Below are 22,043 nucleotides of genomic sequence, written 5' to 3'. Positions count from 1 at the left end.
TCAGCCCGTCGTCCCGGCGCCGGGGGTGCGGCCCGGTCGGGCGGACCAGCCCTGTGCCTCCTGGATCACGACGCACTCGAAGTGGGCCAGGCCGGTGGCGCCGTCGCTGGTCAGCCGGGTGAAGTTCTCGGCCCAGGCGTGGTCGAACTCGAAGGAGCCGCCCTGCTCGTCGACGACCCGGGTCGGGTGCGAGACGTCCCAGACCTCGCCCTCCACGTGCGAGTCGCCGCGGTAGACGCCCTGCCCCAGCCCGTCGTCGAAGCCGCCGAAGTACCCGCCCCCCTGGCAGTACACCCAGCCGAGATCCTCGACCTCGTAGCTGCGCTCCCCGCCGTCGGCGTCGGTGAGCCGGAACCGGCCCGAGCGCAGGCGGCGGCCGCCGTCGTAGAACTGCAGGTCGCTGTCGACCGCCGTCACCGGCACGGCGCGGTCCTCGAGCATGAGCGCGCCCTTGCCGGAGGCGCGGCGGCCGCTGGGGTCGATGAACCAGAAGCCGCTGTGGTCCGGCATGTCGAAGAGCACCCACTGGCGCACCCCGGGCACGCGCCGGCGGGCGTTCAGGGCCGGTGCGGTGTACAGCCGGGGACCGCCCCGGCCGGGCGCCTGGCCCCAGGAGTGGTTGCGGAAGAAGGAGCTGGTCGACGGCTCGAGGTCGATGCGGGTCGACCCCACCCGCACCCAGCCCTCGGCCTTGCCGGTCAGCTCGTAGGTCAGCCGCTCCCCGACCAGCCGGCCGTCGACGCGGGTGACCTCGACCGGCCCCTCGTAGGGCACGGTGCTGCCGCGGCAGGTGATGTCGAGCGCGATGCCGAACTCGTTGTCCTCGAGCACCAGGCGCAGCGCCCGCATCGGCTGCAGCAGCTCGATACGCAGGGGGCCGACGGAGAGCTCCTCCATCCGGGGCCGCAGCCGCCGCGACAGCCGGATGTTGTGCTGCCTGCCCTCGTGCCGGATGCAGACGAACCCGTCGAGCACGTCGTTGTTCGAGTACAGCCGCAGCGTGGACGCGAGGGAGACGGTGCCGGCCTGGTCGGCCACGCACACGTAATGCCCGTCGTTCCACTGCGGATCGCTGCCGGCGACACCGGCGAAGGTCGCCGTCACCTGGTGGAACGGGTACTCGTCGAGGCCCAGCAGCACGAGCGTCCTCCGATGTCCGGGAGCTCGACCCTACCGACGTTACTGGTGTGCGACTAGAGTTACTTCATGGACCTGGGCGGGCCGGCGGCGAGGCCGCCGGGCGCGCGCCCCCGGTCACGGTCCCGGCTCGTAGAAGCGGCGCGCCTTGTTCCCCGGCACCTCGCTCGCGCCGTCCACCACCAGGCAGGCGCCGTTCACGTACCAGGCCTCGTCGCTGGCAAGGAAGGCGGCCGCCGCCGCGACGTCCTCGGGCAGGGCGGGGCGGCCGAAGCGCTCCCGCAGCCGGTCCTCCATCGCCCCGAGGGCGGCGCTGTCGCCGAGGGCCGCGAAGGCCGTCATCGCGCTGACCGTCGCTCCCGGCGCGATCGCGTTCACCCGGAGCCCCGACGGCGCGAGTTCCACGGCCGCCGACTCGGTGAGCCCGACGACGCCGTGCTTGGCCGCGGTGTACACGTGCGGGCCGAGGCCACCGCGCACGCCCGCCGTGCTCGCGGTGTTGACGATCGCCCCGGAGCCCTGCTCCCGCATCGCCCGCGCCCCGTGCTTGATGCCGAGGAACACGCTGGTCAGCAGGATCGCGAGCGTCCGGTCCCAGTCCTCCCGCGAGGTCTGCAGCAGCGACCCGGTCGGGCCCAGGATGCCCGCGTTGTTGAACAGGCAGTCGAGCCGGCCGAACTCCGCCACGGCGGAGTCGACCAGGCCGGCGACGTCGTCCTCGCTGCTCACGTCCACGCGGGAGAACCGGACGGCGTTCCCCAACTCGGCCGCGAGCGCCGTGCCGCGGTCCTCCTGCAGGTCGGCGACCACGCAGCGGGCCCCCTCCGCCACCACCCGGCGGACGATGCCCTCGCCGATGCCGCTCGCGCCGCCGGTGACCACCGCGACCCTGCCGTCGAACCGTGCGCTCACTCCGACCTCCGCGACGGGTTCCGCGAGCCCGCGGACACCGACCCGCGGGAGCGCTGGACAGGGGAACCATGCCCGAGCCCACGATGACGCGCGAGGCACTCGCCGGCTTCCTCGCCGCCGTCGAGCCCGACCGGCGCGCCTCGGTCACCGGCTTCCGCCCGATCACCGGCGGCTACAGCAGGCTCAGCGCGGTCGCCGACGTGCAGTGGGACGACGGCGCCACGGAACGGCTCGTGCTGCGCGGCGACCCGCTCCCCGGCGACGGCGTCTTCGTCAGCGACCGCGACGCCGAGTGGGAGCTGCTCGGGGCCCTCGCGCGGTCGGGCACCCCGCCGATCCCGGCCCCGCGGTGGTACGACGCGACGGGCGAGCACTTCGGGACCAAGTGCATCCTCGTCGAGCACGTCCGGGGGCGGTCGCTGCAGGACGTCCTGCGGACGGCCGAGGACACCGCGGGGTCCGCCCGGTCGTTCGTCGACACCGTCGCCGGGATCCACTCGACGCCGCTCGACGGCCTGCCGGTGCAGCGCCCGCCGAGCTGGGACGACTACATCGACGGCGTCCTCGAGATGTACCGCCGGATCGACCGGGAGATCACCGACAGCAGCCCGGTGCTGCGCTACGTCGGCGCCCGCCTGTGGCACCACCGGCCGCCGCCGGTGCCGTTCACCCTCGTGCACGGCGACTGCCAGCCGTCCAACGTGCTGGTCACCGACGCGGGAGAACACGTGGTGATCGACTGGGAGTTCGCGCGGATCGGCGACCCGCGTGAGGACCTCGGCTACTACACGCAGATCCCGATGCCGCCGAACGTCTACCACGACGACCCCAAGGCCTTCCTGGCGCGCTACCGCGAACGCACCGGCCTCACCGAGGAACAGGTCAACCCCGCGACGGTGGAGTACTTCCTCGTCATCGGGATGGCGCGGCTGCTCGTGCAGATCCTGGAGGCGCTCGACGCCGTCTCCCGCGGCGAGTCGCGCGGCGTCATGGCGACCTACCTGATCAACGCCGTCACGCACCAGTACAACCTCTACCTCGACGTGTGCCGGCGGCTGCTGCCGTGACCGGCCGGCCGGCAGGGACGGCGCGATGATCGGACGGCCCACCACCGAGCAGGTCCTGCTCGACTGCTGCCGCGTGCTCCTGGACGACGTCCTGCCGGCCGTTGCGGACGAGACCACGCAGGTCCGGCTCGTGATGCTCGACAAGGTGCTGCGCAACGCGGCGGTGCGTGCCGCGCACGAGATCGCCTGGATGCGCGAGGAGGTCACGGCGATCCGCTCCTACGCCGAGGCCACCGCGGCCGCCACCGGGGACGGCGGGCTGCGGGCCGCTCTCGACGAGCCGGCGGGCAGCGCCCCGGAGAGCCTGCACCTCACCGACGTCGTCGACGTCTACTGCCGCGCCGGCGACCTCCTGTCGGCGGCGCTGGAGACGGCGCTCGCGGCGGGCCGGGCCGACCTCGTCACCGCGGGGGAGTCGCTGCTGCAGGAGCGGCTGGCGCACGAGAGCGAGATCGTGGGCGGCTGGAACTCCGTCGGGCGCTGAGCCGCGAGAGGAGCGGAGCGAGCATGCCTGCACTGACGGTGGGCCTGCCCAACTACGGGTCCTACCTGGGCGAGCGGCCGTGGCGGTCGCTGCTCGACCTCGCCGTCGCCGCGGAGCGTGCCGGGGTGGACGGCGTCTCCGTGGTCGACCACGTCGTCATGGGCTCGCAGGTCGACCGGTACCCCTACGGTCGCTTCCCCGGCGGCCCGGAGGCTCCCTGGCTCGAGCCGCTGACGGTCCTGGCCGCGATGAGCGGCGTCACCGAGCGCGTCGAGCTGGGCACCGCGGTGCTGATCTCGCCGTTGCGCCCGGCCGCGCTGCTCGCCAAGACCGCGGCCACCCTCGACCAGCTCAGCGGCGGGCGCGTCGTCCTCGGCATCGGCACCGGCTGGCAGGAGGAGGAGTACCGGGCGCTGGGCGTGGACTGGGCCGCTCGCCACCGGGTCTTCGACGACCAGCTGGCCGCCTGCCACGCGCTGTGGTCGGGCGGGCCGGTCGACTTCGCGTCGCCCACGGTCAGCTGGGAGGGCATCCACTGCCGGCCCCGGCCGGTGCGCGAGCCGGGCGTGCCGATCTGGATCGGCGGGAAGCTCACCGACCGGAACCTGGCCCGGATCGTCCGCTGGGGGAGCGGCTGGATCCCCGCGCCGACCGACGGGCCGGTCGCGATCGCCGACGGCGTGCGGCGGCTGCGGACGTCCCTGCGTGACGCCGGCCGCGATCCCGCGTCGGTGCGCGTGCGGGTCACACCCAAGGCGGTGCGCGACGAGCAGGGTGCGGTCGACCTCAGCGCCTCGCTCGCCGGGGCGGTGGAGCTGGTCGAGGCCGGCGGCACCGACGTGTTCGTGTCGCTGATGGGCTGGTGCCCGGAGCCCGATCGTGCCCCGGTGTTCCTCGAGGAGCTCGCGGCGGCGTCGCGTTCGGCCGGCTGACCGCCGTCAACCGCCGTCGGGCCGGGCCGAGAACCCGGCCACCCGCCCGTCCGCGCCGAACCGGAAGAAGCTCACGCCTTGCGCGTCGAGCGGGAGGCGGTCGGCCGAGTCGGTCCCCAGGGCGACGTGCACCTTCTGGGTGCTCCACTTGGCGACGTCCAGGCACAGCTCGGCGAGCTCCTTCGGGGTGAGGAGGGCCCGGGCCGCAGCGGCGGCGTCGGGGGACAGGCCGGTGGGCAGGGTGATCAGCGCGTCGGTGACGCGCAGCGCGGCCTTGGTGCGCTCGTCGAGGTCGCTGGTCTCGTAGCGGTCGACGGCAGCGGTGACGGCGTCGTCGGCGCCGGCCTCCCGGGCGTCGGCCAGCCGCAGCGTCCAGCATATCCGGCAGTTGTGCGTGCGGGCGCAACGGAGCCGGACGAGCTCGGTCAGCACCGGGTCCAGCGCGGTCCCGCGGACGACGGCGTCCTGGTAGTCGGCCAGCGCGGCACGCAGGGCCGCGGAGGGATCGGCCGCACGGGCGCCCGGCCGGCGCGCCGGGCCGGCGACGGGGCCGTCGAACAGCCGGGTGGACACCAGCTCCAGCCGCAGCGCGTACTCGACGAGGAAGAACGCCCGGACGACATCGGTCACCGCCGGCTCGTCGAGGTGCCGGCGCAACAGGTCCCGCTCGGCCTCGCCGACGCCGGACACGTCGAGGACGAACTGCTCGGCGAACTCCCCGCAGTCGCGGACGAGCGGGTCGGGGGAGGAGGTCCGCCGCCCGTCCGGATGGCCGAGCAGCACGGCCGCCCGGGCGCGCAGCGCGGCCAGCAGGTCGTGGTCGACGGCGTCCCAGGCCCGCGCGACGGCGACGTCCAGCAGGTCGGTCGCCTCCGGGCGCAGGGCGCGCAGCGGCGCCGCCAACCCGACGCTCGTGGCCAGGCTCGTGCTCACGGTTCTCTCCTCGCTACCAGGTACGCCGGTGCGGCTCGACCGGCTCGTCGTCGGTGGTGAACTGCCAGGCGGCGGTGCACGCGCGGAAGGCGAACCGCCAGCCGGCGTCGGTCGACACGACGACGTCGTCGTACGTGCCGCCCTTCCACCGCTTGGGCGTGTGGGTCTCGCGCGTGTACGGCGCGAAGAACTTGCTGCGTACCCGGACCTGACCGTCGCGCTCGGTCACGACGATGTTGACGACGTGGTGCGCCGAGGGATGGTCGACGCTGCGGAAGAACGCCCGGATCTCCTCGACCCCGTGGTAGACGGCCGGCGCCCCGGCGGCGGTGTAGTCCAGCGTGGCGTCGGGCGTGAACAGCTCGTCGAAACGCTCCCAGTCCTTGTCGTCCACGACGTGGCCGTAGTACCCCAGCAGCTGGTGGATCATCATCAGGTCGTACGCGTCGAGCGGGCGGTCCGTGTCGTCCGCCGCGGGAACCGTGCTCATGTGGCCTCCTCGTGTCCGTTCGGGCTCCACCGGTGCGCGGGCACGCCGGGGACGTCGACCCGGAACCGGAACACCGCGCCCGCGAGCTCCTCCACCTCGGCCGGCACCTCCCGGATGCTGCGGCGGGCGGTGGTGACGTACAGGTCGCGCAGGTCGGGGCCGCCGAGGCAGCAGCTGGTGGTGCGCAGCACCGGCACCTCCAGCTCCTCCAGCAGGACGCCGTCCGGGGTGAACCGGCGGACCGCGCCGCCGCGCCAGAACGCCACCCACAGACAGCCCTCGGCGTCGATCGCCATCCCGTCCGGCAGCCCCGGGTAGGCGGAGAGGTCGAACGCCGGGCGGCGGCCGGTCACCGTGCCGGTGCCCGGGTCGTAGGCGAGCCGGTTGACGCGGCGCAGCGGCGTGTCGATGTGGAACAGCGTGGTACCGGCCTCGTCCCACGCCAGCCCGTTGCTGACGGTGAGGCCGTCGAGCACCGGCACGGCGGTGTCCGGCGGCTCGTAGCGGTAGAGCGCCCCGCGGCCGGGGACGACGTCGCGGGTCATGGTCCCGGCGAGGAAGCGCCCGGCCGGGTCGCAGCCGCCGTCGTTCATCAGCACGGCCGGGTCCACCGGCGCGAGCAGGTCGCTGCGGCCGGACGCGAGGTCCAGGGCGCGGAAGCCGCCGTGCGTGGCGAGGAGCAGGCCGTCGCCGTCCTCGCGCAGGACCAGGCTGCCCAGGTGCCGGCCCACGTCGGTGCGCCGCTCGGTGCCCGCTGCCACGTCGTGGGAGAGGACGGCGCCGGCCAGCGCGTCGACGCGGTGCAGGACGCCGGCGCGCTCGTCCCACACCGGGCACTCGCCGAGCTGGTCGCCGCCGGCGACCACCACCTCCGCGGCCCGGGCGGGCATCGGCCTCAGCGCTCGGCCGGCATGTCCATGAGGCGGCTGATCCGGTGGTGCCCCGTCGGCCGCGGCGAGGACACCCACAGGCACAGCTCGGGATCGGCCTCGAAGAGCGGGCCCTCCAGCCAGAGCCCGTCCTTGCGGAACCGGCCCCAGCGCTCGCCCATGGTCACGCGGACCGTGCCGCCCTCGTCCGGGGTGTAGAGCGCCCGCGGGTTGAGGGGGTGGCGGATCCCGCCCTGCGGCTCCATCACCCGGCGTCCTCCTCGGCCCGCTTCTCGACCCACTCGGTGAGCAGGTCGTGCCGCCAGGTGATCACGTCCTCCTGGAAGTCGGAGATGATCGCGTACGGCATGCGGGTGGTCTGGAGCCCGCGCTGCACGGCCTCCATGTTGAACGTGTCCTGCTCCATGACCAGCGCGAGCGTCTGCAGCTCGGTGGCCTTGGTCCACGAGTCCTCGAAGTCGAGCCAGGTGATCGACGCCGGCGGCGGCCGCTCGCCCCGGAACGGCGTCAGGAACATGACCTCGAAGATGCACTCGTCGTGCCGGTCGCCGTTGGGCCGGTACCGGTAGACGATGCGGTTGTAGCCGCCCCACGGGTGCAGGTTGGGGAACACCGCGTAGTTCCAGTGGTCGAGCAGCTCGCCGTCGGAGATGGACTCGGCCTCGTCGCCGAGCACGTCCCGCCAGCGCTCGCGGGCGGCCCGGGCCATGCTGTCGCGGGCGGTCGTCCGCTGGGAGAACGGGATCGGCAGCTCCTCGCCCTCCCGGACGTCGAGCATGCGGGCGAGGATGTCGCGCTCGGTCGGCTCGACCGGCATGTCCTCGATCGGGGTGCCCGACGGGCTGATCTGGCGGGCGTAGTTCCCGTACACGTCCACGGCGCTGTTGGCGTCGCCGACGTAGGGCGCGGACTGCGGGTGCGTGGCGCCGAGGTGCAGCCCCTCGTCGAAGGCCTCCTGGGCGACCTTCCAGTTGCAGCGGATCTTCTTCGCGACGTGCGCCTGCAGGTAGCGGTGCTCGAAGTCCCAGAGCGCGAAGTGCTCGGGCAGCGTGCCGAGGAAGTCCTCCAGTGGCTCGCAGTCGGGGTCGGGGTTGATGAACACGAACCCGCCCCAGGTGCCGACCTTGGCCTCGGGCAGCCGCCAGGCGTCCCGGTCGGCCTCGATCTCGGGGAACTCCCGTGAGCCCGGCATGTAGCGGAGGGTGCCGTCGAGCTTCCAGGTGAAGCCGTGGAACGAGCAGCGGAACTCGCTGCACCGGCCGTCGAAGTCCTTGAGCGCCCGGCCGCGGTGCAGGCACGCGTTCACGTAGGCCTTGATGCCGCCCTCGCGGGTGCGGACGACGAGGTAGGAGTCGCCGGCGATCTCGTAGACCACGTAGCTGCCGACCTCGGGCAGGTGCTCCTCGCGGCAGGCCATCTGCCAGACCCGGCGCCACAGGTGCGTGCGCTCGAGCTCGTGCCAGGCGCGGCTGGTGTAGCGCTCCACCGGGACGTGCTGGGTGCGCGCGCTGTAGGGGAACCGCTCCCGCAGGTGCTCCGGCACCGGCTGGTCGTCCTCGAGCACCAGGTCGTACCAGCTCAGTCCCGGCGTCCGCTGCTTCGCGGGCCGTTCGGAGATCGTCACGGCGGTCCCGGCTCCCCTCCGCCCCGACGAGGGGCGCGGTGTCCGTAGTGAGCGGTGCCTGTACTTACTGGAGGCTCACCGTACAAAGTAGCCCCGGGGTTGTCGACCGGCACCCTGGACCGGGACCTGGTCCGCCCTTACTGTGCACGGACAGCAGTTACTACCGCCGCGCGAGACGCCGCGCGGCCGCTGCCCGCCCCGATGGAGGGTCGATGCGCAAGATCCAGCACGCGCTCAGCCGCGCGGTGTACGAGTGGGCCCCCGACGACCACGGCCCGGTGCTGGTCACCGAGCGCGACGGCAAGCAGGGTCGCTTCGACCGGGACGGCAACTGGGTGGCCGGCGAGGTGTTCCGGGCCGACCCCGAGCTGTGCCGCTGGATCGTCAGCGGCGGCAAGCACGCCGGTGGTCCCGGCAGCCGCAGCCGCCGCTTCGAGACCGAGGAGACGTTCTCATGACGGCCGAACCCGACATCCGCTCGCGCACCGGCTTCCGCGGCAAGGGCCCGACCTACCAGGACCTGCTCGACCGCGACAGCAAGCCGGTGCCGCCCCTGCTGCGCATCGACGAGCCCGGCTACTTCGGCGAGGACGACATCCCGGTCGACCGCTACCTCGACCGGGCCTGGCACGAGAAGGAGAAGGAGCACCTCTGGTCGCGGGTGTGGCAGTTCGCCTGCCGCGAGGAGGCGCTCGCCGAGGTCGGCGACACCGAGGTCTACGACATCGCCGACAAGTCCTACCTGCTGGTCCGCGCCGCACCGGGGGCCGGCGGCATCAAGGCGTTCGTCAACGCCTGCCTGCACCGCGGCCGCGCCCTGCGCGACGGGCCGGGGCGGGTCGGCGAGTTCGAGTGCGCCTTCCACGGCTTCTGCTGGTCGCTCAACGGCAAGCTCAAGCGGGTACCGAGCGCCTGGGACTTCCCGCAGGTCAGGCCGGACAGCTGGATCCTGCCCGAGGTCGAGGTCGGCACCTGGGCCGGGTTCGTGTTCATCAACCCGGATCCGGACTGCGAGCCGCTGGAGGACTACCTCGGCAACATCGACCCGCTCTTCGAGCGCTGGCCGCTGGACGAGCGCTACACGCGGGTGCACATCTCCAAGGTGCTGCGGACCAACTGGAAGGTCGCGCAGGAGGCCTTCATGGAGTCCTTCCACGTGATCACCACGCACCCGCAGCTGCTGCCCGGCTTCGGCGACGCCAACTCCCAGTACGACGTCTTCGGCAACGTCTCCCGGGCGATCTCCCCGCGCGGGGTGCCCAGCCCCTACCTGCCCTGGGACCCGACGGAGCAGGAGCGGCTCAACTCGCAGATCGACCAGCGCATCGACGACCCGCCGATGCTCGAGGTGCCCGACGGCTGGACGGCCCGCCAGACGCTGGCCGAGTCGGCCCGCCGCTCGCTGCGGCCGGTGATCGGCGACCGGGCCGAGGAGCTCTGCGACGCCGAGCTGGTCGACAGCCACTTCCTCACGGTGTTCCCGAACATGCACCCGTGGGGCGGCTACAACCAGATCACCTACCGCTGGCGGCCCAACGGCGACGACCACGAGAGCTGCATCATGGACGTCTTCCTGCTCTCGCCGTTCAACGGGGAGCGGCCCCCGCCGGCCCCCGAGAAGCGGCTGGGCCCCGACGAGCCGTGGCGCAGCGCGGTCGAGGAGCTCGGCTCCCTGGCGCGAGTCTTCGACCAGGACGAGTTCAACCTCGAGGCGGTGCAGAAGGGCCTGAAGGCGACCCGCAAGCCGGGCGTCTCGTTCGCGGTCTACCAGGAGAGCAAGATCCGCCACTTCCACTCGCTGTACGACAAGTGGGTGGCCGACGGGGCCTGAGCCGTGTCGATCCTGGACCTGTTCCGGCTCGACGGCCGGGTGGGGGTGGTCACCGGCTCCGGCCGGGGCATCGGCCGGGCGATCGCGCTGGCCCTCGCCGACGCCGGGGCCGACGTCGTGGTGACCGCCCGCCGGGAGCACGAGGTCGCCGCGGTGGCCGACGAGGTGCGCGCCCGCGGCCGGCGGGCGGTGGGGATCGCGGCCGACCTGCGCGGGGACACGCCGGAGCGGCTGGCCGCGGCCGCCGTGGCCGAGCTCGGCCGGCTCGACATCTGGGTCAACAACGCCGGCGGCACCGACGACCCGTCGGTCCGGCCGCTGGTGCGGACCTCCGACGAGCAGCTGCGCGACATGCTCGAGCTGAACCTGGTCGCGCTGCTGGCGTGCGTGCGCGCCGCGGTCGCCCGGCTGCCCCGCGGCGGCGCGGTCGTGAACATCGCCTCCGGCGCCGGCATGCGGGCCGCGCCCGGGACCGGCGCCTACGGCGCGGCCAAGGCCGCCGTCCTCAACCTGACCGCCACCCTCGCCGCGGAGCTGGCGCCCTCGGGGATCCGCGTCAACGCGGTGTCGCCGGGCATGGTGCCCACCGAGACCTTCTTCTCGGCTCTGAAGCTGAGCGAGGCCGACCTGCCGCGGCTGACCGCGACCGTGCCGCTCGGGCGGCTCGGCACGCCGGAGGACATGGCGGCCGCGGTGCTCTACCTCGCCAGCCCTGCCTCGTCGTGGGTCACCGGGCAGAACGTGCTGGTCGGCGGCGGTCGTGAGGGCGGCCGCACGGTGGAGGACCGCTGGCAATCGGAGTAACTTGACGACGACACCAGTTAGCTGCTTTCGTGACGCCGTCCGGCACCCGCCGGTGGGGGAGGTCGACATGGACACCTACGACGTCGTGGTGCTCGGCACCGGGGCCGCGGGGCTGACCGCCGCGATCGCGGCGCACGACGGCGGCGCGCGGGTCGCCGTCTTCGAGAAGGCGGACAAGGTCGGCGGCACCAGCGCGTGGTCGGGCGGGATGGTCTGGATCCCGCACAACCACCACATGGCCGAGCTCGGGCTCGAGGACAGCCGCGAGGACGTGCTGACCTACCTCATGTCGATGTCGCACGGCCTGATCGACGAGCGGCTGGCCGCCGCCTACGTGGATGCCGGGCCCGAGGTGCTCCTCTACCTGGAGGAGCACACCCCCGCCCGCTTCCAGGTCATCAAGGACTTCCCGGACTACCACCCGGAGCACCCGGGCGCCGCCCGGCGCGGCGGGCGGTCCCTGGAGTGCCCGCTCTTCCCGTTCGCCGACCTCGGGCCGTGGCAGCACCGGGTCACCGTCGGCCCGCAGCTGTCGGGCAACATCCTGATGAGCGAGACCTCGCTCGGCCGTGGCGCGCCCGGTGGCGTGCCGGCCGACGAGATGGCCCGCCGGCAGGTCCGGGACGAGCGCGGCGCCGGGCAGGGCCTCGTGGGGGCGCTGCTCAAGGGCTGCCTCGACCGCGGCATCGAACCGGAGACCGGCGCCCGCGCCGTCGAGCTGGTGCGCGAGGACGGCCGGGTGACCGGCGTCGTGCTGGAGACCGCGACCGGCCGTCGTCAGGTCGGGGTGCGCGGCGGGGTGGTGCTGGCCACCGGCGGCTTCGAGTGGGACCGGGACCTGGTGCAGACCTTCATCCGCGGTCCCCTGGAGCGCACGGCCGCCATCCAGACGAACACCGGCGACGGGCTGCGCATGGCGATGCGCCTGGGCGCCGGCCTCGGAAACATGCGCGAGGCCTGGTGGGTGCCGATCATCGACGTCCCGATGCCCGACGGGACCCTCGCCGGCTGGCAGGTCAACGGCGAGCGCAGCCGGCCGCACAGCATCATGGTCAACAAGAAGGGCCGCCGGTTCGCCGACGAGGCGGCCAACTACAACGCCCTCGGCGCCGCCTTCCACGTGCTCGACGTGACCGAGTTCGACTACGTCAACCACCCGGCCTGGCTGCTCTTCGACGACCACTACCTGCAGCGCTACGGGCTGGCCGGGTTCAAGTCGGGCCAGGGGCGCGCCACACCCGACTGGATGGTCGAGGCGCCGGACCTCGCGACCCTGGCCGAGAAGATCGACGTCCCGGCCGCCGAGCTGGAGAAGACCGTCGCCCGGTGGAACACCCACGCCGCCGAGGGGCGCGACCCCGACTTCCGGCGGGGCGAGAGCCTGCACGACCGGTGGTGGGGCGACAGCGCCCTCGGCGACGGGCCGGAGACCACCATCGGCCCGCTGGACACGCCGCCGTACTACGCCGTGCGGGTGTACAGCGGCTGCCTCGGCACCAAGGGCGGCCCGCGCACCGACACGAACGCGCAGGTGCTCGACGTCGACGGGAAGCCGATCGAGGGGCTCTACGCCGCCGGCAACGTCATGGCGTCGGTGCTCGGGATGACCTACGGCGGCGCCGGCGGCACACTCGGGCCGGCCATGGTCTTCGGTTTCCTGGCCGGACGGCACGCGGCCGCACGGGTCGCCGCCGAACCGGCCGCGTCGGCCGGCACCGCGGGCTGATGGCCCGCTTCGACGGCCGGGTCGCCGTCGTCACCGGAGCGGCGAGCGGCATGGGCCGGGCGATCGCACTGGCGTTCGCCGGGGAGGGGGCGGCGGTCGTCGTCGCCGACGTCGCCGTCGAGGGCGGCGAGCAGACCGCCGCGCAGATCGCCGACAAGGGCGGCCGGGCGGTGTTCCGCCGCACCGACGTGTCCGACAGCGGCGACGTGCAGGCCATGGTCGAGACTGCGGTGCGCGAGTTCGGCGGCCTGGACCACGGCGTCAACGCCGCGGCCATCGAGAACGAGACGCAGCCGCTGGCCGACTGCGAGGAGGACACCTACGACCGGATGCTCGCGGTCAACCTCCGGTCGGTGTTCCTGTGCATGAAGTACGAGATCCGGGCCATGCGCGCGCAGGGGCGGGGCGGCACGGTGGTCAACATCGCCTCGACCAACTCCTTCCGCCCGCAGCCGCACCAGGCCGCCTACACCGCCAGCAAGCACGGCGTCCTCGGGCTGACCAGGGCCGGCGCGGTCGACCACGCCGCCGACGGCATCCGGATCAACGCCGTCTGCCCCGGCGCCATCGAGACGCCGATGCTGCTCGGCGCGATCGCCGCGCGCGGCCGCGATCCGCAGGAGGTCGCCGGTCGGCTGAGCCTGTTCGGCCGGTTCGGCACGCCGGACGAGATCGCGGCCGGCGTGCTGTGGCTGTCCTCCGACGACTCCTCGTTCACGACCGGCCACGCGCTGGCCGTGGACGGCGGCTACCTGGCGCGATGAGCGCCGAGGAGTACGACGTCGTCGTCCTCGGCACCGGCGCGGCCGGCCTGACCGCGGCGCTGCGGGCGGCAGCCGATGGCGCGTCGGTGGGCCTGTTCGAGAAGGCCGACACCGTCGGCGGCACCACCGCGTGGTCGGGCGGCGTCTCCTGGCTGCCGCTGAACCGGCACGAGCGGGAGCTCGGGATCCCCGACGACCGGGAGACCGTCCTCACCTACCTGGACTCGCTGTCCCACGGCCTGATCGACCCCGCCCTGGCCGGTGTCTTCGTCGACACCGCGCCGGAGGTCGTCGACTGGCTCGAGGACAACAGCCCGGTGGTCTTCGAGACCGTGCTCGGCCTCTCCGACTACCACCCCGAGCACCCGGGCGGGCGCCGCGAGGGCCGGTCCGTCGAGTGCCCGCTGTTCCCGTTCGAGGAGCTGGGGGAGTGGGCCGGACGGGTCACCCGCGGCTACCAGCTCACCGGCGAGATCGCGATGAGCGAGACCGGGCTCGGCCGCCGCGCCCCCGACGGCGTGCCCGCCGAGGAACTGGCCCGCCGGCGGGTGCGCGACGAGCGCGCCTGCGGTCAGGCGCTGATCGGCCGGCTGCTGCGCGGGCTGCTCGACCGCGGCGTCGTCCCGCGGACCGGCTGCCGCGGGGAGCGGCTGCTCGTCGAGGACGGCGCGGTGGTGGGCGTGCGCCTCCTCGGGCCGGACGGCCCGTTCCAGGCCCGCGCCCGCGGCGGCGTCGTCCTTGCCACCGGCGGCTTCGAGCGCGACCCCGACCTCGTGCGGGCCTTCCTCCGCGGCCCGCTGGAGCGCCCGGTCAGCGTGCCGACCAACACGGGTGACGGGCTGCGGATGGCGATGCGGGTCGGCGCCGCGCTGGGCACCATGCGCGAGGCCTGGTGGGTGGCCGCCATCGACGTGCCGATCGAGGGCCGCGGCGTCGAGCCCTGGCAGATCAACTCCGAGCGCACCCGGCCGCACTGCATCATGGTCAACCGGGACGGGCACCGGTTCACCGACGAGGCAGCCAACTACAACGCCCTCGGCAACGCCTTCCACGTGGTCGACGTCGCCCGCTTCGAGTACGTCAACTCGCCGGCCTGGCTGCTCTTCGACCACCACTACTTCGCCACCTACGGTCTGGCCGGGCGCACGGCCGCGGAGCCCGTGCCCGACTGGATCGCCACCGCGCCCACCCTGGCCGGTCTGGCCGAGCGGATCGGCGTCCCGGCGGCCGCTCTCGACGCGACGGTCGAGCGGTGGAACACGAACGTCGCGGCCGGCTCCGACCCCGACCACGGCCGCGGCGAGAGCCACCACGACCGGGCCTGGGGCGACCGGGTCCGGTTCGGCGAGACGCGGCAGGCCACGCTCGGCCCGCTGGACACCCCGCCGTACTACGCCGTGCAGGTCCGCGTCGGCGCCCTCGGCACCAAGGGCGGCCCGCAGACCGACGGCGACGCCCGGGTGCTCGACGTCGACGGCGAGCCGCTGCCCGGCCTCTACGCCGCCGGCAACGCGATGGCCTCGGTGATGGGCATGACCTACGGCGGGCACGGCGGAACGCTCGGCCCCGCGCTGGTCTTCGGCTACCGCGCCGGGCGCGACGCCTCTGCCAGGGCGAGGTCGGGGGCACGTGCCGTGGCCGCGCCGGGGTGAGCCGCCCCCTGTCGCTGGCCTCCCTGAGCGCGCTGCACGTGCCGCCGCCGGAGTTCGTGCGGCACGCAGCAGCCGCCGGGTTCGACCTGGTCGGTGCCCTGCGGCTGCTGCCGGCGAGCGACGGGACGGGGTTCGACCTCGTCGGAGACGCTCCGCTGCGCCGCGCCACCGCGGCCGCCCTGACCGCGACCGGCCTGGGCGTGCTCGACGTCGAGGTGTTCCGGCTCCGCCCCGGGACGGCGGCCGCCGAGGCCGAGCCGCTGCTGGCGATCGGCGCCGAGCTCGGCGCCCGGTTCCTGCTCACGGCGGTGGAGGACCCCGAGCCGGTGCGGCGGGCCGAGGTGTTCGGCGAGCTGACCGGCCTCGCCCGCGGGCACGGGCTGCGGTGCGCCGTCGAGCCGATGGTGTTCTCCGCGCTGCGCACGCCGGCCGACGCCCTGGCCCTCCTCGAGGCGGCCGGTGCGGACGACGCCGGCGTGCTGGTCGACGCCCTCCACCTGGCCCGCGGCGGGGGGACGCCGGCCGACCTCGACCTCCTCGGGCCGGCCCGGCTGCCCTACCTGCAGTTCTGCGACGCGGCGTCGGCCGCGCCGGCCGACACCGATCCGGCCGGGCTGCGCCGCGCCGTGCAGGAGGCGGTGGGGCAGCGGCTGCCACCGGGGGAGGGGGTCCTGCCGCTGGCCGACCTCCTGCGCCGGGTCGATCCGTCGGCCCCGGTCAGCGTGGAGGCCCCCAACCCCGCCGCTCGCTCGGACCCCGCCGGCTGGGTGCGCCGCCTCGCCGAGGCCACCCGCGCGCTGCTCGCGCCCTGAGCGTTCGCCGGCGCCGTCACGGGTCAGTGGTGGGGGCCATGCCGGCCGAGCGTCTCCACGGGGGTCGCGCCGGGGCGGGTCCACTGCGGCACGGGGCGGCTGGTCGGGCCCCAGGTGAAGTTGCCGTCCGCGTCCGAGCGCCAGTACCAGCACGCGTGACGCCCCTCGGGCCAGCCCTCGGGCTTGTCCTCCCACGCCTCGCCGCGGCCGTACGGCGTCCTGTCGAGCAGGCCGAAGGACGCGGCGACCGGCTCGTTGCCGCGGCCCGTCGTGGAGTAGGTGAGGAACGCGCGGTCGCCGTCGCGCAGGAAGCAGGTGAGGTAGCCCATCTCCCCGCCGACCGGCTCCGCCACGTCGCGCACCGAGTACCAGGGCTGGGTGTAGCCCATGAAGTCGACGTAGGCGGCCACCTCGTCCCACCGGCCCGTGGTGAGGACGGCGAACGAGACGCCGCGGGCGTTGAGGTACACGGTGTCCCTCAGCTGCCAGGTCGTCATGGTGCAGCCCTCGCACTGCCCCTGGTGCGGTGCGCCGTCGTACCACATGTGCTTGTAGACCACGAGCTCGTCGCGGCCCTGGAACAGGTCCAGGAACGGGACCGGGCCGTTCGGTCCGACGACCTCGACCGTGCCGTCGAACTCCACCATCGGCAGCCGGCGGCGGGCCGCGGCGAGGGCGTCGCCCTCCCGGGTGTGGGCCTTCTCGCGCACCAGGAGCTCGTCCCGGGCGGCCTGCCAGGTGGCCAGGTCGACGACGGGCGGGCGGCCGGGCAGCGCGCTGGTCGGGGCGTCCGGCGTGGTCGCCATGGTGTCCTCCGTGGTGTCTGGTCGAACGACGTCCTGCGACGGTCGCCAGAACGGACTCGCGACCGCGCCGGAACTCATCGCGGCGGGCGCGGGCACTCCGCTCAGGCGGAGGAGGTGCGGCTGCGGACGCGCACGGGGTCGGTGACGCCGTCCCACTCGGCGTGCGAGTCCCGGAACAGCGCGAACAGGTCGCGGATCTCCTGGTTCTCCCCGTGCAGCTCGACGAAGCAGCCGATCGCCTCGCGGCAGTCGATGTAGGCGACCGGGACGTAGGACCACAGGGTGTCGGCGACCTCGAAGCCGGCCTTCTCGAACCGGGCCACCTCGGCGGGCATCTCGGCCTCGGGGACGAGGACGGCGATGTGGTGGAACCCCTCCTCGCCGGGGCCGAACATCTCGCGGTAGATCGAGGGCGTGTCGTCGTCCTGCGCGATCAGCTGCACGTGGGTGGGGCCGGTGCCGGCGAAGGCGTAGTGCAGCGGGTGGTCCGACGGCTCGCCGCGGTAGGTGTGGTCGCGGCCGCGGTGGTTGCGGCTGACCCAGAACGGCCCGGCCCCGGTCGTCTCGATCCAGCGCGGGATCGCCTCGTCGAGGTCGGCCACGACGAACGCGTGCTGCTGCACCGGGTACCGGATCAGGGGCGCCACGGGGCCTCCTCGGGACGACTTTCTGGAGTCTCAGCCTAGTAACGCTGCCGACTTCGGTCGAGCCCGTTGACAGCCCGCGCGCGTGGTGTTTCTGTAGGCACCCTCAATAAAGCCTGGGAGGGCGTCATGCGCTTCACGGACAAGGTGCTGTTCGCGACCGGCGGTGGCTCCGGCATCGCGGCGGCGGTGGCGCGACGGTTCACCGCCGAGGGCGGCCGGGTCGCCGTCGCCGATCTCGACGAGGGGCGGGCCAAGGCGGTCGCGGGGGAGCTGGAGGGCGCGATCGGCCTCGCCTGCGACGTGTCCGACGAGGAGTCGGTGCGTGCCGCGCTCGCCGCGGCCGAGCAGCAGCTCGGTGGCGTCGACGCGGTCTTCAACGCCGGCGGGCACGCCGAGTTCGGGCCGATCGAGGAGTGGTCGCTGGAGCGCTGGAACCGGATGATGCTGGTCCACGCCGGCGGCACCTTCCTGGTGTGCAAGTACGCGCTGCCGCTGCTGCGCCGCCGCGGTGGCGGCTCGATCGTCAACGTGGCGTCGGTCGCCGCGCTCCTCGCCCAGAAGCAGAATGCCCCGTACGGCGCCGCGAAGGCCGCCGTCGCCGGGTTCACCCGGCAGCTGGCGCTGGAGGTCGGCCCGGAGATCCGGGTCAACGTCGTCGCGCCGGGTCGGACCCGCTCCGGCATGACCGAGCCGATCCTGCTGGCCCGCGGCGAGGGTGACGTCGAGAAGGGCGCCGCCGTCTTCGGTCAGGGCAACATCCAGAAGCGGACCGCCGAGCCCGAGGAGCTCGCCGCGGCCGTGTGCTTCCTGCTCTCCGACGACGCCAGCTTCGTCACCGGCACCACGCTGGTCGTCGACGGCGGGGAGACGATCATCTGACCTGCCGCGACGGTCCACGTCCAGAGGCCCGGCCCGGGGCGTCTCACCACACGGGCGGCGGGACCGGCCGCGCATCCGTGCCGATGCCCGCTGCGCGCTGTTGGATCACGGCCCGGTACTCGGCGTGGGTCAGGATCCAGAACCGACGGGTGCGGACCGCGTCCACCACCTGCTCCGCAGCGTCCTCGGCGGTCATCGTCGGCTGCACGCCGGCGACGGTGCGCGGTCCGGAGGACTGGGCGGTCTCGCTCAGCGACGCCGGTCGGTTCCGCGCGCTGTCGGTGATCCGGGTGGCGATGAAGCCCGGGCAGAAGACCGAGACGCCGATGGGCGCGCCCTCGGCGTCGAGGTCGTGCTGCAACGACTCGGACAGCGCCACGACGCCGGACTTCGCCGTCGCGTAGGCGGCCAGCTTCGGCATCGGCAGCAGCCCGGCCATGGACGCGGTGTTGACGACGTGGCAGTCCCCACCCTGTTCGAGCATCCTCGGCACGAACGCGCGGACCCCGTGGATGACGCTCCACAGATCGACGCCGAGGACCCATCTCCAGTCGTCGAGGGTGAGCGCCCAGGCCCGGGCGTTCTTCACGACGCCGGCGTTGTTGCACAGCACGTGCACCTCGCCGAACCGGGCGTAGGCCTCCTCGGCCAGGCGCTCGACGTCGTCGTACCGCGAGACGTCGGTGACGACCGGATGCGCCTCGTGCCCGGTCCCGGCCAGGCGCGCGGCGGTTTCCTGCGCGCCGTCCGGGTCGATGTCGGCCACCACGATGCGCATCCCCTCGGCGGCGAACCGATCGGCCATCGCGCGGCCGAGACCGCTCGCGGCGCCCGTGACCACCGCGACGCGGCCGCGGAGGTCATCCATCGACGGGTCCGTGCTGTGCGTCCAGCCTCATGGCCTCACTTCCGGAGAGGGCGGGGGACGGGCCGGGACCCGCGAATCGTCGGGAGGCGTGCGAGCCCGGCCCCGACGGGTGGCCGGGAGCCGGGCTCGCGCGGTCGCGCGGCCTAGCCGGTCAGCTGCCAGAGCTCCTTGAACTGGTCGCGGAAATCCTCGACCCCGACGTAGTAGCCCTCGTCGTCGAGCGGCGCCTCGTCGACGTTGTCCTGGGTGATCAGCTGCGTCGGCAGCGTGGACTCGAGGTTCGGGTCGAGCGGGTCACCGTTGAAGATGCGGGCGAGCGCATCGGCCCGCTGCCAGCCGTGGATCAGCGCCGCGAAGCCGGTGAACACGTGCTGCGTCCCGTCGCGCAGCGCCTCGATGTTGGCCAGGCCGGCGCTCTCACCGCCGACGCGGACCTGCTGGTCCAGCCCCGCGGCGCGCAGCGCGGCGTCGAGCCCGGTCGCCATGTCGCCGAGCGACAGGATGATGAAGTCGGTGTCCGGATTGCGCTGGATCTCGCTCACGATCTGCCCGGGAACGCTGCCGGCGATGAAGTCCTGGATCTGGACGTCCATCACGCTGGCCTCGGTGTCCGGCGCGACCTTCTCCAGCTCCTGCTGGGCCCCCTCGGAGAAGGCGTGCAGGATGGGGTAGAGGGACAGGTCGACGATGAGCGCCCGCTTGCTGCCGTCGACCGCCACGTAGTCGGCGATCATCTGACCCCAGAGCTGGGTCTGGTCGAAGCTGTCCAGGCTCAGCGTGTAGACGCTGCCGTCCTGGCCGACCGGTTCCCCGCTGTCGGACTGGAGGACGACGATGTTCGCCGCCTTCGCGCGCTCGACCTGCGTGCGCATCGTCGCCAGGGGATTGCCGGAGATCAGGATGGCGTCCGGGGCCATGTCGATGGCCGCGTCGAAGGCCTTGGCCGGATCCTCGGGGCCGGTGCCTTCCTGGACGACCTCCAGCGTCCAGCCGAGTTCCTGGATCGCCTCGGCCAGGCCTTCGTCGGTCTTCAGCGACGTGGGCTCGGTGCTCTCGACGACCACGATCCGCTTGCCTTCGTCCGGCTTGCGGGACAGCGGCTCGGTGATGTCGATGCTGGTGGGCGGCTGGAGGAAGTCGTCCACGGCCTGCTGGACCTCGGCGGAGGCGTTCCCCGACCCGCCGCCGTTGCCGCCCGTCCCGCTGTCACGGTCGTTGCTGCAACCGGTGGCCACCGCGATCGTGAGGGTGAGGGCCACGCCCGCCCTGAGAGGTGCCCTGCTCATCACTGGATGCGACTCCTTTGCGAAGGATGCTCCGATCGGGACCGGATCGACAGGAGGGTTCTCCGGTCGGCCACCGACGACGTCGGCGCCGGCCCCGGCGGTAGGGGGAGGCGAGGGGTCCCCGGCTCGAGCGCCGGGGACCCCTCGTTCAGCAGGCGGTCAGCAGTTCGCCTTCCAGATGTCCTCGAAGTGGGAGGTGTAGTCCTCGATGCCGACGTAGTAGCCCTCGTCGTCCAGCGGCGCGTCGTCGATGTTGTCCGGGGTCAGCAGCTGCGTCGGGAGCTGGGAGTAGTCGACCTGAGTGGGGTCCTCACCGCCGAAGAGGCGCGCCAGCGCATCGATGCGGTACATGCCGTGGATCTCCGCGGCGAACCCGGTCCAGGCGTCCTCGGTGCCCTCCTGCAGCGCCGCGACGTTGGCCGTGCTCGCGCTCTCCCCGCCGATGCTCACCTGCTCGTTGAGCCCGGCGGCGCGCAGGGCCGCGTCGAGGCCCGTGGTCATGTCACCGAGCGAGAGCAGGATCCAGTCGATGTCGGGGTTGCGCTGGATCTCGCTGACGATGAGGTTCGGGATCTCGCCCGCGACCAGGTCGGTGACCTGCGGGTCGATCGTCGTGACCTTGGTGTCCGGGGAGATGTTCGCCAGCTCGTCGGCGGCGCCCTCGGCCCAGGCGTGCAGGATCGGGTAGAAGGACAGGTCGACGATCAGGACGTGCTGCGCACCCTGCGCGGCGGCGTAGTCCGCGTTCATCTTGCCCCACAGACCGGTCTGCTCCAGGTCGTCGAGCGAGATGGTGACGGCCGTCCCGTCGGTGCCGACCGGCTCCCCGTTGTCGGAGAGCAGCACGGGGATGCCGAGCTGGGTGGCCCGGTCGAGCTGGGCGCGGAACACCTCGGAGGGGTTGCCGGACACCAGCACGGCGTCCGGGCTCTGGTCGAGTGCGGCGTCGAACGCCCGCTGCGGGTCCTCGGCGCCGGTCCCCACCGGCTGGCGGATGACGGTCCAGCCCAGGATCTCGGCGCCGGCCTCCAGACCGTCGTTGGTCTTGCGCGTGACCGCCTGCGGGTTCTCGGTCACGATGATGGTCTTGCCCTCTTCCGGGCAGGTAGCCACCGGCGTGTCGATCGGGATGCCCTCGGGCGGGCTGAGGTACTGCTCGACCTCCTGCTCGGCCGCGGAGTTGCCGCCGCCCTCGCCGCCGCTGCCGCCGCCGCCGCTTCCGTCGTCACCCTGGCTGCACGCGGCAGCCGTCAGCGCGACGACGCCGAGGACGGCACTGATCGTTGCTCTACGGGTTCGCATGGTGCGACTCCTTGTCGAGGGGCAGGGCGCCCCCGGGTCCGAGGATTGCCGACGACCTCGTCTCGGGAGCGCCTCGCCGAGGCGGTCGCGCGGCGCTGCGTCAGCAGGGATCTGCAGGCGGCAAGCTAACAGTGACCTGGGTCTCAGCCAAGAGGCTTTCTGTAGTCGCATGAAAGTTGTGACCTGCCCGAGACCTG

General features: G+C 73.4%; 23 protein-coding genes. 11 read left to right on the top strand and 12 right to left on the bottom strand.

The features are described 5' to 3' along the window. Together ACWIYF_RS18370 and ACWIYF_RS18365 are read right to left on the bottom strand one after the other, a co-directional pair. Complete coding sequence (locus tag ACWIYF_RS18370; protein ID WP_448624269.1) at positions 1-1,140, bottom strand: hypothetical protein; 1,140 nt, start codon at positions 1,138-1,140, stop codon at positions 1-3. Between the two features lie 114 nt (positions 1,141-1,254). Next, on the bottom strand, positions 1,255-2,049 hold the full coding sequence (locus ACWIYF_RS18365) for a glucose 1-dehydrogenase (RefSeq protein ID WP_448624268.1): 795 nt from the start codon (positions 2,047-2,049) through the stop codon (positions 1,255-1,257). A gap of 68 nt (positions 2,050-2,117) precedes the next feature. Here ACWIYF_RS18365 and ACWIYF_RS18360 point away from each other — a divergent pair, with 68 nt between their 5' ends. The 3 genes from ACWIYF_RS18360 to ACWIYF_RS18350 are packed head-to-tail and all read left to right on the top strand — an operon-like array spanning position 2,118 to position 4,532. Beyond that, positions 2,118-3,116, top strand: coding sequence for a phosphotransferase family protein (locus ACWIYF_RS18360; protein WP_448624267.1), 999 nt, complete (start codon positions 2,118-2,120; stop codon positions 3,114-3,116). A 25-nt stretch (positions 3,117-3,141) separates the two neighbouring features. After that, complete coding sequence (locus ACWIYF_RS18355) at positions 3,142-3,600, top strand: hypothetical protein (RefSeq protein ID WP_448624266.1); 459 nt, start codon at positions 3,142-3,144, stop codon at positions 3,598-3,600. A gap of 23 nt (positions 3,601-3,623) precedes the next feature. Then, on the top strand, positions 3,624-4,532 hold the full coding sequence (locus ACWIYF_RS18350) for a TIGR03619 family F420-dependent LLM class oxidoreductase (RefSeq protein WP_448624265.1): 909 nt from the start codon (positions 3,624-3,626) through the stop codon (positions 4,530-4,532). Between the two features lie 6 nt (positions 4,533-4,538). Here ACWIYF_RS18350 and ACWIYF_RS18345 read toward each other — a convergent pair whose 3' ends face one another. Genes ACWIYF_RS18345 through ACWIYF_RS18325 form a run of 5 tightly spaced genes read right to left on the bottom strand, consistent with a single transcriptional unit; the run spans position 4,539 to position 8,469 of the window. Beyond that, positions 4,539-5,465, bottom strand: a complete 927-nt coding sequence (locus ACWIYF_RS18345; protein ID WP_448624264.1) for a carboxymuconolactone decarboxylase family protein — start codon at positions 5,463-5,465, stop codon at positions 4,539-4,541. A 13-nt stretch (positions 5,466-5,478) separates the two neighbouring features. Further along, the gene (locus tag ACWIYF_RS18340; RefSeq protein WP_448624263.1) at positions 5,479-5,955 is read right to left on the bottom strand and encodes a nuclear transport factor 2 family protein; all 477 of its coding nucleotides are present in this window, start codon (positions 5,953-5,955) and stop codon (positions 5,479-5,481) included. Beyond that, positions 5,952-6,845, bottom strand: coding sequence for an SMP-30/gluconolactonase/LRE family protein (locus tag ACWIYF_RS18335; protein WP_448624262.1), 894 nt, complete (start codon positions 6,843-6,845; stop codon positions 5,952-5,954). The genes ACWIYF_RS18340 and ACWIYF_RS18335 overlap by 4 nt, the downstream gene beginning before the upstream one ends. Before the next feature lie 5 nt (positions 6,846-6,850). Next, positions 6,851-7,090: a hypothetical protein gene (locus ACWIYF_RS18330; RefSeq protein WP_448624261.1), complete on the bottom strand. Its 240-nt coding sequence runs from the start codon at positions 7,088-7,090 to the stop codon at positions 6,851-6,853. Further along, on the bottom strand, positions 7,090-8,469 hold the full coding sequence (locus ACWIYF_RS18325; RefSeq protein WP_448624260.1) for an aromatic ring-hydroxylating oxygenase subunit alpha: 1,380 nt from the start codon (positions 8,467-8,469) through the stop codon (positions 7,090-7,092). The genes ACWIYF_RS18330 and ACWIYF_RS18325 overlap by 1 nt, the downstream gene beginning before the upstream one ends. Positions 8,470-8,681: 212 nt before the next feature. Here ACWIYF_RS18325 and ACWIYF_RS18320 point away from each other — a divergent pair, with 212 nt between their 5' ends. From ACWIYF_RS18320 to ACWIYF_RS18290, 7 genes are all read left to right on the top strand, one after another. Then, entirely contained in the window at positions 8,682-8,927 is a 246-nt protein-coding gene (locus ACWIYF_RS18320; protein WP_448624259.1) for a hypothetical protein, read from the top strand. Further along, positions 8,924-10,300, top strand: a complete 1,377-nt coding sequence (locus ACWIYF_RS18315) for an aromatic ring-hydroxylating oxygenase subunit alpha (protein ID WP_448624258.1) — start codon at positions 8,924-8,926, stop codon at positions 10,298-10,300. The genes ACWIYF_RS18320 and ACWIYF_RS18315 overlap by 4 nt, the downstream gene beginning before the upstream one ends. Before the next feature lie 3 nt (positions 10,301-10,303). Beyond that, positions 10,304-11,104, top strand: coding sequence for an SDR family NAD(P)-dependent oxidoreductase (locus tag ACWIYF_RS18310; RefSeq protein WP_448624257.1), 801 nt, complete (start codon positions 10,304-10,306; stop codon positions 11,102-11,104). A gap of 67 nt (positions 11,105-11,171) precedes the next feature. Then, positions 11,172-12,830 (top strand): FAD-dependent oxidoreductase, encoded by a 1,659-nt coding sequence (locus ACWIYF_RS18305; protein ID WP_448624256.1) that lies wholly within the window; start codon positions 11,172-11,174, stop codon positions 12,828-12,830. Then, the gene (locus ACWIYF_RS18300) at positions 12,830-13,594 is read left to right on the top strand and encodes an SDR family NAD(P)-dependent oxidoreductase (protein WP_448624255.1); all 765 of its coding nucleotides are present in this window, start codon (positions 12,830-12,832) and stop codon (positions 13,592-13,594) included. Before ACWIYF_RS18305 ends, ACWIYF_RS18300 begins: the two co-directional genes overlap by 1 nt. Beyond that, positions 13,591-15,246 carry an FAD-dependent oxidoreductase gene (locus tag ACWIYF_RS18295; protein WP_448624254.1) on the top strand — a complete coding sequence of 552 codons (1,656 nt, stop codon included), beginning with the start codon at positions 13,591-13,593 and terminating at the stop codon, positions 15,244-15,246. The genes ACWIYF_RS18300 and ACWIYF_RS18295 overlap by 4 nt, the downstream gene beginning before the upstream one ends. Then, positions 15,243-16,058, top strand: coding sequence for a sugar phosphate isomerase/epimerase family protein (locus ACWIYF_RS18290; protein WP_448624253.1), 816 nt, complete (start codon positions 15,243-15,245; stop codon positions 16,056-16,058). The genes ACWIYF_RS18295 and ACWIYF_RS18290 overlap by 4 nt, the downstream gene beginning before the upstream one ends. Before the next feature lie 23 nt (positions 16,059-16,081). Here the strand turns inward: ACWIYF_RS18290 and ACWIYF_RS18285 are convergent, their stop codons facing one another. Both ACWIYF_RS18285 and ACWIYF_RS18280 read right to left on the bottom strand, forming a co-directional pair. Beyond that, positions 16,082-16,864, bottom strand: coding sequence for a DUF899 family protein (locus tag ACWIYF_RS18285; RefSeq protein WP_448624252.1), 783 nt, complete (start codon positions 16,862-16,864; stop codon positions 16,082-16,084). Positions 16,865-16,965: 101 nt separating this feature from the next. Further along, positions 16,966-17,511 carry a VOC family protein gene (locus ACWIYF_RS18280; RefSeq protein ID WP_448624251.1) on the bottom strand — a complete coding sequence of 182 codons (546 nt, stop codon included), beginning with the start codon at positions 17,509-17,511 and terminating at the stop codon, positions 16,966-16,968. Between the two features lie 126 nt (positions 17,512-17,637). Here ACWIYF_RS18280 and ACWIYF_RS18275 point away from each other — a divergent pair, with 126 nt between their 5' ends. Then, positions 17,638-18,390, top strand: coding sequence for an SDR family NAD(P)-dependent oxidoreductase (locus ACWIYF_RS18275; RefSeq protein WP_448624250.1), 753 nt, complete (start codon positions 17,638-17,640; stop codon positions 18,388-18,390). Positions 18,391-18,433: 43 nt separating this feature from the next. Here the strand turns inward: ACWIYF_RS18275 and ACWIYF_RS18270 are convergent, their stop codons facing one another. The 3 genes from ACWIYF_RS18270 to ACWIYF_RS18260 all read right to left on the bottom strand — a co-directional run bounded on the left by ACWIYF_RS18270 (position 18,434) and on the right by ACWIYF_RS18260 (position 21,846). Then, entirely contained in the window at positions 18,434-19,258 is an 825-nt protein-coding gene (locus tag ACWIYF_RS18270) for an SDR family NAD(P)-dependent oxidoreductase (protein WP_448624249.1), read from the bottom strand. A gap of 143 nt (positions 19,259-19,401) precedes the next feature. Continuing rightward, the gene (locus tag ACWIYF_RS18265) at positions 19,402-20,544 is read right to left on the bottom strand and encodes a sugar ABC transporter substrate-binding protein (protein ID WP_448624248.1); all 1,143 of its coding nucleotides are present in this window, start codon (positions 20,542-20,544) and stop codon (positions 19,402-19,404) included. Between the two features lie 159 nt (positions 20,545-20,703). After that, positions 20,704-21,846, bottom strand: a complete 1,143-nt coding sequence (locus ACWIYF_RS18260) for a sugar ABC transporter substrate-binding protein (protein ID WP_448624247.1) — start codon at positions 21,844-21,846, stop codon at positions 20,704-20,706. Positions 21,847-22,043: the final 197 nt, after the last annotated feature.

It is taken from the genome of Geodermatophilus sp. URMC 64, from assembly GCF_053502555.1.
Note: the sequence above shows the minus strand (reverse complement) of the source record. Positions and strands in the feature narration are given on the sequence as shown.